Genomic DNA, 13123 nt, shown 5'->3' on the forward strand with positions numbered 1-13123 from the left:
CAGCGTGAAGAAAAACGGTTTGCTGAACAGCGAAAAAACGGCTCTGGCGGCGAACAGCAGTTTGCCCGCCTTCGTCATGCAGTCGCTCCGCGACCGTCGCCAACGGCAGAATGCGGTGCAGGCGGGAAAAGATCATTCCTTCCCCGTCATCGCTTCCTATAATGTGCATAAATGTGTGGGCCGCGACCGCAAGTTCGATCCGGATCGTACCAGCCGCGTCATTCAGGAAATCGGTGCAGACATCATCGCGTTGCAGGAAGCCGACAGCCGTTTCGGCGAGCGAACGGGCCTGCTCGATCTTGCCCGGCTGGAGCGGGAAAGCGGGCTCGTTCCCGTGCCGGTACAGGCAGGCGTCAAGGCGCATGGATGGCACGGCAATGTCGTGCTGTTCCGGGAAGGCGCGGTCCGGGACGTGCATACATTGAAATTGCCGGGGCTGGAGCCGCGCGGTGCGCTTGTCGTGGAACTCGACCTGAAGAGCGGCGGCACGCTGCGCATCATCGCCGCGCATTTCGGTCTTCTGAGACATTCCCGCGCCCAGCAGGCCAAGGCGCTTATCGGCCTTCTGGAAGCGCGCAACGAATGCGCGACCATTCTGATGGGAGACCTGAATGAATGGCGGCTCGGCAATGGCTCGTCGCTCAATACTTTCAGGGACGCCTTCGGCGGCTTGCCGCCCGCGGTGCCGAGTTTTCCATCCAACCTGCCGGTGCTGGCGCTCGACAGGATCATCGCCAATCGCGAGGGGCTGATCGAGCAGGTGGAAGCGCATGACAGCGCGCTGGCGCGTGTCGCTTCGGACCACCTGCCACTGAAAGCGGCGATCCGGACCGACCTTCTTCCGACCTAAGTTCCCGCAATATCAGGTAAAGCGTTCAGAGCCTGTGCGCTGCCGCAAGGTGGCTCCGCGAACGGGCTTCCAGCAACGATGTGCGGATGGCCTCCATCAGCCGCTCGCGGTTGTTTCTGGTCTTGCCCCTGTCCAGATTCTGCGCGGAAAGCGCCAGGTCCAGACCTTCATGCATCACTATCGAATAGGCAACGGTTGTTGCCCAGGATTCGTAATCCTGCTCCATCATGTAGCCCCTGAACTAAATCATTTAGTCCGAATCACCCTGTTCTTGGAAATTACCACAAAATACAAAGCATAAAATAGCATTGTTTCTTTTGATGTTCGTCAATGCGGCCGAATATATTAAGTTTCCGGAGCTTCTAGTGAGATGCAATGTCCGGATTGTTGTCGCTTAAGTATTTGAAACAGATTCTATTTCAGAAAAATCGCATGAACGTTTTGTGTCATGAAAAACGCCGCGCATCGGGGGGATGCGCGGCGGGCTTGCGTCGAAGGTGGCGGTGGATGGGAGTGTGGTTTCAGCCGGCCTTTTCGAGCTTGTAGTCCGAATTGGCCGGTTCTTCCTGCTTGTGTTGGATGAGCGGACGGTTGCCCGCCAGCTTGCGAACCAGCACATAGAATACCGGTGTCATGAAGATACCGAAGAACGTCACGCCGATCATGCCGGAGAATACCGCGACACCCATGGCGGCGCGCATTTCCGCGCCCGCACCGGTGGAGACGACCAGCGGCACCACGCCCATGATGAAGGCGAGCGAGGTCATCAGGATCGGGCGCAGGCGAAGCCGGCTTGCCTCGATGGCCGCCTGAAGCGGCGTTCGTCCCTCGAATTCCAGCTCGCGGGCGAATTCCACGATCAGGATCGCGTTTTTCGCCGAGAGGCCGACAAGGACGACAAGGCCGATCTGCGTAAAGATGTTGTTATCCCCTCCTGTCAGCCAGACGCCTGTTAGAGCTGCGAGCACGCCGAGCGGAACGATCAGGATGATGGCGATCGGCAATGTGAGGCTTTCATATTGCGCGGCCAGAACCAGATAGACCAACAGCAACGCCAGCGGGAAGACCACGATGCTGGAGTTACCGGCCAGAATCTGCTGGTAGGTCAGGTCCGTCCACTCGTAGTCAATGCCGGCAGGCAGGGTTTCAGCGAGGATTTTTTCAATCGCCGCCTGCGCCTGTCCCGAGGAGTAACCCGGTGCCGGACCGCCGTTGATATCGGCCGCAAGGAAGCCGTTATAACGGTTGGTGCGCTCCGGTCCCGTCGTTGCATCCACCTTCAGCAGCGTGGAAAGCGGGATCATCTGACCCGTTGCCGAACGCACCTTCAGGCGGCCGATATCTTCCGCATGGGCGCGGAATTGCGCGTCTGCCTGCACACGCACGCTGTATGTCCGTCCGAAGGCGTTGAAGTCGTTGACATAGAGCGAACCCAGATAGATCTGCAGCGTCTGGAAGACGTCGCTGACCGAAACGCCCAGCTGCTCGGCCTTGGCGCGGTCGAGATCGGCGAAGAGTTGCGGCACGTTGATCTGGTAGCTGGAGAAGATGCCCGCCAGCTCCGGCGTCTGATAGGCCTTGGCGATGACCGCCTTGGTCGCTTCATCGAGCGCCTGATAGCCGTAGCCGGCGCGGTCCTCGATCTGCAGCTTGAAGCCGCCTGTCTGGCCGAGGCCGTTGACCGGCGGCGGCGGGAACATGGCGATGAAGGCATCCTGAATGCCTGCGAACTTCTGGTTCAGCTGCATGGCGATGGCGCCACCGGAGAGTTCCGGCGTCTTGCGGTTTTCGAAGTCATCGAGAACAGCAAAGACGATGCCGGAATTGGAGCCGATGGTGAAACCGTTGATCGACAGGCCGGGGAAGGCGATGGCGTGGCTGACGCCCGGCTGTTCCATGGCGATGTCGCTCATCCGCTTGATGACACTTTCCGTGCGGTCAAGCGTTGCGCCGTCCGGAAGCTGTGCGAAGCCGATCAGGTACTGCTTGTCCTGCGCCGGCACGAAGCCGCTCGGAACGGTGCTGAACATGCTGTAGGTGGCTGCGACCAGCGCCATATAGACGATCATCACCAGGCTCTTGCGCGTCACCAGCCCGCCCACGGTTTTGCCGTAGCCATTGGAGGCGGCCCCGAAGGCGCGGTTGAAGCCACGGAAGAACCAGCCGAAAAGCCGGTCCATGACGCGGGTCAGCCAGTCTTTCGGTGCGCCGTGTTCCTTCAGCAGCAGGGCTGCCAGAGCGGGCGACAGCGTCAGCGAGTTGATCGCCGAAATGACGGTGGAGATGGCGATGGTCAGCGCGAACTGCCGGTAGAACTGGCCGGAAAGGCCTGAAATAAAGGCGAGCGGCACGAAGACGGCGACCAGAACCAGCGCAATGGCGATGATCGGCCCGGACACTTCGCGCATCGCCTTATAGGTGGCGTCACGTGGCGAGAGGCCGTTTTCGATGTTTCGCTCGACGTTTTCAACGACCACGATGGCGTCATCCACCACGATGCCGATGGCGAGCACGAGCCCGAACAGCGTCAACGCGTTGATGGAGAAGCCGAAGGCATACATGACGGCGAAGGTGCCGATGATCGAGACCGGAACGGCGATCAGCGGAATGATCGAGGCGCGCCAGGTCTGCAGGAAGAGGATGACGACAAGCACCACGAGGCCAACGGCCTCGAGGAGTGTATCGACAACCTTCTCGATGGAGGAGCGTACGAATTTCGTCGTATCGTAGACGATCTCGTATTTCACACCGTCAGGCATTGCGAGCTGCAGATTGTCCATTGTGGCGCGGACATTGTCGGCGATTTCGATGGCATTGGAGCCGGGAGCCTGCAACACGGCGACAGCCACGGCGGGTTCGCCGTCGAGCAGCGAGCGCAGCGTATAGTCGGCAGCGCCGAGTTCGATGCGGGCGACATCGCGCAGGCGGGTGATTTCACCGTTGGCGCCGCTCTTGACGATGATGTTGCCGAATTCTTCCGGCGTCGTCAGACGGCCCTGGGCATTGACGTTGAGCTGCAGATCGACGCCGTTCGGGCTTGGGGAGGCACCGATAACGCCGGCTGCGGCCTGCACGTTCTGCTGGCGGATGGCATCGGAAACGTCGCTGGCGGCCAGATCATGCTCGGCGACCTTCTGCGGGTCGAGCCAGACGCGCATGGAATAGTCGCCTGCGCCGAAGACCTGAACCTGACCTACGCCTTCGATACGGGCAAGCCGGTCCTTGACGTTCAGCGTCGCATAGTTGCGCAGATAGGTGATGTCATAGGCATCGGTCTTCGAGACGAGGTTGACGACCATGATGAAGTCGGGCGAGCTCTTGACGGTGGTGATGCCAAGTGCGCGGACTTCCGCCGGCAGGCGCGGTTCGGCCTGCGACACGCGGTTCTGCACCAGCTGCTGCGCCTTGTCGGGGTCGGTGCCGAGCTTGAAGGTAACGGTCAGCGTCAGCACGCCGTCGGAGGTTGCCTGGCTGCCCATATAGAGCATGTCCTCGACGCCGTTGATCTGTTCTTCAAGCGGTGTCGCGACGGTTTCAGCGATAACGGCCGGGTTCGCGCCGGGATAGGTGGCGCGGACGACGACGGATGGCGGAACGACTTCCGGATATTCGGAAATCGGCAGGGCGCGCATGCCAAGAAGGCCTGCCACCACGATCAGGATCGACAGCACGCCGGCGAACACCGGCCTGTCGACAAAAAATCTGGAAATATTCATATCCAGTCCCTCTCCGGGTATATTTTGGAAATGCAAAGGCCGTTCCGGCGGCTTTTATGCCGCCGGTTCTGGCCGGTTCTGTGTAGAGTGCGTCTCGCGGGGGAGCGGGACGGGATTACTGCGAGGCGGCGACCTTGTCTTCCGCCTGCGGGGCGATGGTGGCGCCGGGGCGAATGCGCTGCAGACCGTTGACGACGATCGTATCGCCGGCGGCAAGACCGCTGTCGATGATACGCTGGCCATCGGCCGGTGCGCCGGGCTTGATCTGGCGGTAGCTCACCTTGTTTTCGGCATCGACCACGAAGACGAAGCGCTTGTCCTGATCCGTGCCGATGGCGCGATCACTGATGACGATGCGGTTTTCCGGCTTGGGTTCACCCATGCGTACCCGCACGAACTGACCCGGAATGAGCCTGCCGTCAGGATTTTCGAAGACCGCGCGGACACCGATGGTGCCGCTTGCCGAATCCACCTGGTTGTCGATCAGGTGCAGCGTGCCCTTGATCGGCGTGCCTTCATCCGAAAGCGTGCCGATTTCCACCGGGATCTGTTCGAGGGCGGGCAGCGCGCCGTCCGTCTGCGGCAGTTCGGCAAGCGCCTTGGCCACGACGCCTTCGCTGGCGTTGAAGCTGGCATAGATCGGGTTGACCGATACCAGCGTCGTCAGGGCAGGCGAGGTGGAGCCGGCGGCGACGAGGTTGCCGGCGGTGATTTCGATGCGGCCGACCTTGCCGGAAACCGGGGCGCGGATTTCGGTATAACCGAGATCGAGCTCAGCCGTCGTCAAAGCGGCGCGGGCGGCGCGAAGCTGGGCTTCGGCATCCGCAAACGAGCTTTGCCGCTGGTCGAGATCGCTCTGGGAGATGGTGCGATTGTCGGAAAGCCTGCGGCCACGGTCGAGTTCGGTCTTTGCAAGGCTTACCTTGGCTTCGGCCGAGGCGACCTGCGCTTCGGCGCCGGCGACGGCAGCCTGATAGGGGGCCGGATCGATGGTGAAGAGGGCGTCGCCTTCCTTCACCAGCGCGCCTTCGCGGAAATGCACGGCCTGTATCTGGCCGGCGACGCGGGAGCGGATCTGCACCCGGTCGACGGCTTCCAGACGGCCGGAAAACTCTTCCCAGCGCATGACGTCACGGCTTTCCACCTTGGCGACGGTAACGGGGATTGCGGGCGTTTCGGCAGGCGTGGAGGCAGCTGTCGCATCGCGGCTGGCGGGGAGGTCGAAAATGAGTGCTGCGGCTGCAACGGACATAGCAAGCCCGATACCGGCGCCCGTCAGGGCCCGGCGCTTTGTGGTCAGCGTCATGGGTTTCTCCTTGGCTCCGATCAGGAGCCGATCAGTTTCTCTATCTCTTTGTTTTGTCGCATGATCCGGAGGTAAAACCGCTACGCACTTTTACGGGACATGCTCAAAATACGGTATTCAGTGTCTTATCTGGTCAACGAAGGTCTTGAACTCCGAACAGACGGATGAGACCCATCCGCCGCCCTCTCCTTGATAAAGCCCCGTCCAGCCGATGCCGGCGGGGAAAACATGCTGCCGGACGCCGACACCGGAGGCGATGAGCCTGTCGGCATAACCGACCGTTTCGTCGCGCAGAGGGTCGTCCTCGGCGGTAAAGATCAGCGCCGGCGCCACCCGGTTCAGCCGCGTACACTGGCAGGGCGCGGCATAGGGGTGGAAAAACCCGCAGGCCTTGGCAAGGTAATGGCTCCAGCCATCGGCCCACCTTTGGCGCATGCCGATCCTGTCCGCGTCGCGGAAGGATTCCGTCGTCATCATCGGGTCGATCATGGGCGACAGAAGTATCTGACCGGCAAGCTTGCCAGGCATGCGGTCCCGGGCCTTGAGCGCAAGTCCCGCCGCCACATTGCCGCCTGCCTCTTCACCGGCCACGAACAGCAGCGATTTCGCGCCGCCATAATGCTTGCGATCCCGGCTCAGATGATCGAGCGCCTCATAGGCGCAATCGATCACCATCGGAAATTCGTTGCCGGAAGGCTTGCTATAGTCAGCCTCGACAACGATCGCACCACATTCCGCCAGGGCGCGGGCCACGGGAAGCTCCGGGCAATTGCCGCCCTTCTCCAGAAACGAACCGCCCCGCAAATAAAGGACGACGGGCGGGTGGCTGCACAGGCCGGCGCTTTCATATCGGCGCACCGAAAGCCCCGATGCGGAGCCTCCGCAGCTTTCGATATTTTCCCAATGCGCTTTCATCTGATCCGGTCCCGTCAGCCGCCGTTGGCAGCTCACCATATTTGCAAAATCTGAAATGCATATTATTGTTCGGACGAAAACGATCAAGTATGTCAAAATGAATTCACTATTCCAAATTAACGGACAATAGCTTCATGGATCAGCTTTCCGCCATGCGGGTCTTCACACGTGTCGTCGAAACCGGCAATTTCAGCCGTGCCGCCACCGCGCTGAACATGCCCAAAACCACCGTCACCAATATGGTGCAGGCGCTGGAGGCGCATCTGCAAACAACGCTTCTCAACCGCACCACGCGGCGGGTGATGCTGACGACGGACGGCGCTCTCTATTATGAGCGGGCCTCGCAGATTTTGTCGGAAATCGAAGAACTTGATGGCAGCATGTCCAGCGCTCAGGTTCAACCCTCCGGCCGATTGCGGGTGGAGATGGCCGGTGTCTTCGCGGACTTGGTGGTTATCCCACATCTCTGCGAATTTTACCAGCGTTATCCGCAAATCCGTCTCGACCTGGGTGTCGGAGATCGTCTGGTCGATTATATCGCGGAAAATGTCGATTGCGCGCTCCGGGTCGGCGTGCTGCGCGATCAGTCGCTGATTGCCCGTAAAGTCGGCGAGCTCAGCTTCGAGACATTCGCAGCCCCTTTTTACATCGAAAATTTCGGCATGCCCGAGAAACCAGAGGATTTGGAGAACGGCCACTATTCCGTGGGCTACCTCAATGCCACCACGGGCCAGATCATGCCGATCTCCTTCGACAATGGGGTTCGAAGTGTTGAGCTTACGCCCAATTACGTCGTGTCGGTAAATGACAGTCGCACCTATCTCAATGCGGCGCTGGCGGGTATGGGCATCGTGCAATTGCCGGTTTTCATGGTCAAGGATGCCTTGGCGCGCGGCGAACTGGTACCGGTTCTGCCGGAATGGCGGCGCGAACCGATGCCGATTTATGTGGTCTATCCGCAGACACGGCACGTCACCAACAAAGTCCGGGTCTTTGTCGACTGGCTGGCAAAGCTGGTTCACGGCATGGTTTGAGATCAGCTGCCGCCCGGTCCTTGCGGCGACAAAACTAATGGCAGCACGCGAACATGCGCGGCCATGTGTTCATTGCCGGCGAAAACGGCGTGCGAGTGCTTGCGCGGCTGCGCATCACTGAGACATTTGGAGAGAAATTGTCCGTCTGATCTGGAAAACTGGAGCGGGCGAAGGGATTTGAACCCTCGACCCCAACCTTGGCAAGGTTGTGCTCTACCCCTGAGCTACACCCGCTCAAAAACCGCTGGTCCGGGGTAGTTCGCTGGACTGCGGGCCGCCGAAGCGGCGACGGGTGCTATATCGCTCAATCGATTTTGGAATGCAATAGCTTCTTTGCGGTTTTGGCGGAAATTCCTCTGTCGCACATCATTATCCGGGCATGGTGAGCGAAGCCGTCCAAAATACCGGGCTTGCCGGTGAAGCCATTGTTAAAATTGATCTTTGCAGCTTTGTCTTTGGCTGGCACATGTCGTGTAACAGAAAAAATCACCTATTTACATTTGGTTAAAATCTGATTCGACAAGTGATTCGTTCGGGTGTACAAATTCCCTGTCCACAAGAAAAATCGAAACGATATTGGGAACGATACTTGGCATATCATCATCGGGAGGATGAGCCTTGTCGTACGCAGCTTTTGAACGGGTTGGCGCACAATTGTCGCCAGAGCAGATCACCGATCTGCAGACTATTTTCGATGGCGTATGTTTCGAATGCTTTCAAGACCGCAGCAGCCATGTTGCCAATGAGTGCGCGGCGGTTTTGATCCGCAGCGCCCAGCGCGGCATTCTCGACCACGAGATGTTGCGCGATATCGGTCTTGCGGTTTTACGTCGGCACTGATTGCGCCATATCGCAATAAAAAAGCGCCCGAGCATCTCGGGCGCTTTCGTGTGTGTTGTGGCGGCCGCTTCCGGCTCAGCTCTTCTCCTGAACATGCGCTTCGAGGAACCACAGCGACTTGTCGAGATCGCGCGAGGCGGCGGTGAAGATATCAGCCGTCGTCGGGTCGCCGGCCTCGTCGGAATCGTCGATGGCCTTGCGGATCATGTTCGCGACCTCGCCATAACGTTCGATCAGTTCTTCGAGATGGTCGTGGATCTTGTAGATATCGGTCGGATAGGCCTTGAGCTTCGTCGTCGAGGAAATCGATTGCAGGCTGCCGAGCGCCGTGCCGCCAAGCTGGACCACACGTTCGGCGATGGTGTCGCCGTGATTGTCGAGCTGGGTGCGGAAGGTGTCGAGAAGCTCATGCACGGCGATGAATTGCGGGCCCTTGAGGTTCCAGTGCGCCTGCTTGGTGATGAGTGCAAGGTCGATCACCGAGGCCAGCGATTCGTTGAGAATGCCGATCACGGTCGACTTGGCGTTGGAAGGCAGGTCGTTCTTCGTCTTGTGCGTCTTCATCGATGTCTCCTGAAGTTGCGGACGGAATGCCGCTTTGGAAAAGTCCGTCGTTTAACGTCCGGGCCTGAGGCCCTGTTCCATGTTAGGGAACGCGACGACAAAAATCCTGCACAATCATCATGTCATTCGTAAAACAGGCAGATGCGCCGGCCGTCTATCTCATTGACGCGGATCGGCATGTCGTAGATGTCCTTGAGGACGTCCGGACGAATGATCTCTTCCGCCGGCCCCTGATGGCAGATGCGGCCTTCGCGCATGGCGATGATGGTGTCTGAATACCAGGAGGCGAAGTTGATGTCGTGCAGCACCAGAACCACGGTCTTCTTCAGCTCGTCAGCGGCCTTGCGCATGATCTTCATCATGCCGGAGGCGTGTTTCATGTCGAGATTGTTGAGCGGCTCGTCGAGCAGCACACAATCGGTATCCTGGCACAGCACCATAGCCACGAAGGCGCGTTGGCGCTGGCCGCCGGAAAGCTCGTCCAGAAACCGGCCGGCAAGGGCTTCGAGATGCAGATATTCCAGCGCCCGGTCGATATGGACCTTGTCCTCGATGGTGGGGCGGCCCTTAGAATAGGGGTAACGGCCGAAACCGACGAGGTCGCGAACCGTCAGGCGTGAGGAGATGTGGTTGTCCTGCCGCAATATGGAGAGCCGCTTGGCCAGCGTGTCGGAAGGGGTTTTCGTGACATCCAGACCGTCCACCGTCACCGTTCCGGCATCCATCGACATCAGCCTTGCGATGATAGAGAGCAGCGTCGATTTTCCCGCACCATTCGGCCCGATGATGGAGGTGACGCCGCTTGCCGGAATGGAGACGGAGACGCCATCGACGACGAGGCTGTCGCCATAGGATTTGCTGATCTGACTGGCGATGATCATCGCGCACCCCGCTTCAAAATAAGACCGATAAAGACGATGCCGCCGAGAAATTCGATGATGATCAAGAGCGCCGTATCGAAGGCGAAGACCCGCTCCAGCACCACCTGACCGCCGACGAGGCAGATCACGGCGATGAGGATCGCCGCCGGCAGCACATAGGCGTGTTTGCCGTTGCCGGTGAGATAATGGGCAAGGGCTGCGACCAGCAGGCCAAAGAACATGACTGGGCCGACGAGCGCGGTAGAGACGGCGACGAGCACGGAGACCAGCACGAGGATGATGGTGACGGTGCGCTTGTATTCGACGCCGAGGCTGATGGCCGTGGCGCGGCCGAGCGAGAGGACGTCGAGCGTGTGCATGAGCCTGAGCCCGATGATGGTCACCACGCCTATGATGACGGCGGAGACGGCAAGAAGCGTCGGATCGATGGAATTGAAGCTGGCGAAGAGCACATCCTGCAGCACCGTATATTCATTGGGGTCCAGCACGCGCTGCATGAAGCCCGAGAGGCTGCGGAAGAAGACGCCGAAGACGATGCCGACCAGCACGAGAAGATGCAGGCTGCGTTCCGCGCCGACGAAAAGCCAGCGATAGAGCAGGGCGGAAAAGGCGACGAGCAGGCTGGTTTCAGCGAGAAATTTCAGCTGCGGATCGATCATGACAACGGTTGCCGAGCCGAAGACGAAGATCAGCCCGGTCTGCATCAGCACATAAAGCGAATCGAAACCCATCACCGAAGGGGTGAGGATGCGGTTGTTGGTGACCGTCTGGAACAGTACGGTGGAGACCGCGATGGCATAGGCCACCAGCAAGAGCGACAGAAGCTTGATGCCGCGAAACGGCAGCACGAAGCTCCAGCTGCCCTTGGCGCCCAGCGTCATGAAGGCGGCCATGGAGATGAGTGCGAATGCCGCAAGCACGAGCAGAACGGCTTTCGCACGCTGGTCGGGATGGCTCTCACGCATGGTGGCGTTTCCGCAGCAGGAGATAGAGGAACAGCGCGCTGCCGATGACGCCGACCACGGTTCCGATGGGTATTTCGTAAGGCGCACGCACGGTCCGGCCGATGATGTCGCAGGAAAGCACAAAGACCGCGCCCAGCGTCGCGACCCAGGGTACCGAGCGGCGCATATTGTCGCCGATCATCAGGCTGACGACATTCGGCACGATCAGCCCGAGAAAGGGAATCATGCCGACGGTGACGACGACGACCGCGCTCACCAGCGAGACGATGGTGAGGCCGAGCGCCATGACCCGGCGATAGTTGAGGCCGAGATTGGTGGTGAAATCGCGGCCCATGCCGGCCACGGTGAAGCGGTCGGCGGCGAGATAAGCGGCGATGGCGAAAAGGAAGCCGATCCACAGCAATTCATAACGGCCGCGCAGCACACCGGAAAAATCCCCCGTCATCCATGCGCCCAGCGATTGCAGGAGATCGAAACGATAGGCGAAGAAGGTGGTGACGGCGGAGATGACGCCGCCGAGCATGATGCCGATCAGCGGCACCAGCAGCACGTCGCGCAGCGGCACCTGCCTCAGGATACGCAGGAAAAGCGCGGTGCCGGCGAGCGCGAAGACGGCGGCCACCAGCATTTTGCCGAAGATTGGCGTGTCCGGCGCCAGCAGGGTGACGGTGAGCAGGCCGAGGCCGGCGGATTCGGTGGTGCCCGCCGTCGAAGGCTCCACGAAGCGGTTACGCACCAGCATCTGCATGATGAGACCGGCAATCGCCATCGAGCTTCCGGCCAGTATCAGAGCCAGCGTGCGCGGAATGCGGCTGACGAGCAGCACGCGCAGCGCGTCCGCGCTGGTATCAGGCGAAAAGAGCGTGGCGAGCGAGACATTGCTGACGCCGACGAACAGGCTGGTAATGGCGAGCACCAGAGCCAGAAGAAGGGCAAGGATGAGAGACAGGGATTTCACTTCGGCGGTTTTTCGAAAATGGTGAAAGCTCCCGGTGGCTTCGCAGGCTGTCGAAACAGTTGTTCGACCTCTCCTTTGTCATCCTCGGGTCAAGCCCGAGGATGACGTCGGGTGTGGAGCAGCCTTCAGGATCGGATGCCCGGCAGTCTTTACGACTTCTTCTCGGAGACGGCCTTGTAGACCTGATCGAGCAGGGTGGAGAGCGCCGTATAACCGCTGCTGACGATATAGGCCGCCTGCGGATCGAGATAAACGATCTGCTTTTTCTTCCAGGCATTGGTCTGGTGCACCAGCTCGTTGTCCAGCACCTGCGCTGCTGCCTTGCCGGGGTCGGTGGCGCGGCCGATGCCGGCATCGCGGTCGATCACGAACAGCCATTCGGGGTTAACCTCGGCCAGATATTCGAAGGAGACGACATCGCCGCGGTCGAAGCGGTCGTCGATGTCGGCTGCGACCGGCTTGAAGCCGATTTCGGTGTGCAGCCAGCCGGTGCGCGAACTCGGGCCATAAACGCCGACCTTGCCGGCATTGGTGAGGAGGATCATCGCGGTGCCGGAATTGGGTGCGATTTCCTTCAGCTTGGCCACTTTTTCATCGATGGCGGCATCGAGCTTCCTGGCTTCTTCCTGCTTGCCGAAGATATCGCCGAGCTTGGTGATGTTGGCTTTGACGCTGCCGATGAATTCCTTGGAATCCACCGACATGTCGATGGCGGGCGTGATCTTCGCAACGTCTGGATATTTCGCGCGCGAACGGCCGCCGACGATGACGAGATCGGCCTCGGCCGCATTGATCGCCTCATAATCGGGCTCAAACAGCGTGCCGACCTTCAGATATTTGCCATCGGCATATTTCTGCAGATAGGTCGGCAGGTTGGAGCTGACCACACCTGTCGGCTCGACACCGAGCGCATCGAGATTGTCGAGCGAGGGAATATCGAGAACCAGAACCTTCTTCGGCGCCGCCTTCAGCACGGTTTCGCCCTGCGCGTGCTTGATCGTCATTTCTTCGGCACTTGCCGTCATCGCGCCGAGGCTGAAGGCCGCTGCCGCCAGCAGCCGAACGGGGAAGGTGAAGTTGATGGCCACTGATAT

At 59.9% G+C, this 13123-nt stretch carries 12 protein-coding genes and 1 tRNA gene; 3 read left to right on the top strand and 10 right to left on the bottom strand.

The window, feature by feature from the left end; genetic code table 11:
* Positions 1–4 precede the first annotated feature (4 nt).
* Positions 5–850, top strand: coding sequence for an endonuclease/exonuclease/phosphatase family protein (locus AC1ROR_RS00395; RefSeq protein ID WP_035224477.1), 846 nt, complete (start codon positions 5–7; stop codon positions 848–850).
* 25 nt (positions 851–875) lie between these two features.
* Here the strand turns inward: AC1ROR_RS00395 and AC1ROR_RS00400 are convergent, their stop codons facing one another.
* From AC1ROR_RS00400 to AC1ROR_RS00415, 4 genes are all read right to left on the bottom strand, one after another.
* Positions 876–1079 (bottom strand): hypothetical protein, encoded by a 204-nt coding sequence (locus tag AC1ROR_RS00400; RefSeq protein ID WP_164056449.1) that lies wholly within the window; start codon positions 1077–1079, stop codon positions 876–878.
* 292 nt (positions 1080–1371) lie between these two features.
* Positions 1372–4566 carry an efflux RND transporter permease subunit gene (locus tag AC1ROR_RS00405; RefSeq protein WP_035224484.1) on the bottom strand — a complete coding sequence of 1065 codons (3195 nt, stop codon included), beginning with the start codon at positions 4564–4566 and terminating at the stop codon, positions 1372–1374.
* Between the two features lie 115 nt (positions 4567–4681).
* Complete coding sequence (locus tag AC1ROR_RS00410) at positions 4682–5872, bottom strand: efflux RND transporter periplasmic adaptor subunit (protein ID WP_080835857.1); 1191 nt, start codon at positions 5870–5872, stop codon at positions 4682–4684.
* A 117-nt stretch (positions 5873–5989) separates the two neighbouring features.
* Positions 5990–6787 carry an alpha/beta hydrolase fold domain-containing protein gene (locus AC1ROR_RS00415; RefSeq protein WP_080836819.1) on the bottom strand — a complete coding sequence of 266 codons (798 nt, stop codon included), beginning with the start codon at positions 6785–6787 and terminating at the stop codon, positions 5990–5992.
* A 134-nt stretch (positions 6788–6921) separates the two neighbouring features.
* Between AC1ROR_RS00415 and AC1ROR_RS00420 the strand changes: the two genes are divergently transcribed.
* The gene (locus AC1ROR_RS00420; protein WP_035224493.1) at positions 6922–7821 is read left to right on the top strand and encodes a LysR family transcriptional regulator; all 900 of its coding nucleotides are present in this window, start codon (positions 6922–6924) and stop codon (positions 7819–7821) included.
* Positions 7822–7980: 159 nt separating this feature from the next.
* On the opposite strand, the gene AC1ROR_RS00425 is transcribed toward AC1ROR_RS00420, so the two are convergent.
* Positions 7981–8055 (bottom strand) — tRNA-Gly (locus tag AC1ROR_RS00425).
* Between the two features lie 384 nt (positions 8056–8439).
* On the opposite strand from AC1ROR_RS00425, the gene AC1ROR_RS00430 reads away from it, so the two are divergent.
* Positions 8440–8661 (top strand): hypothetical protein, encoded by a 222-nt coding sequence (locus AC1ROR_RS00430; protein WP_003522612.1) that lies wholly within the window; start codon positions 8440–8442, stop codon positions 8659–8661.
* 75 nt (positions 8662–8736) lie between these two features.
* On the opposite strand, the gene dps is transcribed toward AC1ROR_RS00430, so the two are convergent.
* The 5 genes from dps to AC1ROR_RS00455 all read right to left on the bottom strand — a co-directional run bounded on the left by dps (position 8737) and on the right by AC1ROR_RS00455 (position 13117).
* Positions 8737–9225 (bottom strand): DNA starvation/stationary phase protection protein Dps, encoded by a 489-nt coding sequence (gene dps, locus AC1ROR_RS00435; protein ID WP_080835854.1) that lies wholly within the window; start codon positions 9223–9225, stop codon positions 8737–8739.
* A 122-nt stretch (positions 9226–9347) separates the two neighbouring features.
* Positions 9348–10106: an iron ABC transporter ATP-binding protein gene (locus tag AC1ROR_RS00440; protein WP_498588308.1), complete on the bottom strand. Its 759-nt coding sequence runs from the start codon at positions 10104–10106 to the stop codon at positions 9348–9350.
* Positions 10103–11071 (bottom strand): iron chelate uptake ABC transporter family permease subunit, encoded by a 969-nt coding sequence (locus tag AC1ROR_RS00445; protein ID WP_498588309.1) that lies wholly within the window; start codon positions 11069–11071, stop codon positions 10103–10105. The genes AC1ROR_RS00440 and AC1ROR_RS00445 overlap by 4 nt, the downstream gene beginning before the upstream one ends.
* Entirely contained in the window at positions 11064–12029 is a 966-nt protein-coding gene (locus AC1ROR_RS00450; protein ID WP_448736328.1) for an ABC transporter permease, read from the bottom strand. The genes AC1ROR_RS00445 and AC1ROR_RS00450 overlap by 8 nt, the downstream gene beginning before the upstream one ends.
* Before the next feature lie 149 nt (positions 12030–12178).
* Positions 12179–13117 (bottom strand): siderophore ABC transporter substrate-binding protein, encoded by a 939-nt coding sequence (locus AC1ROR_RS00455; RefSeq protein ID WP_035228013.1) that lies wholly within the window; start codon positions 13115–13117, stop codon positions 12179–12181.
* Positions 13118–13123 lie beyond the last annotated feature (6 nt).

This window comes from Agrobacterium sp. GW821-FHT14E08 (assembly GCF_058803865.1).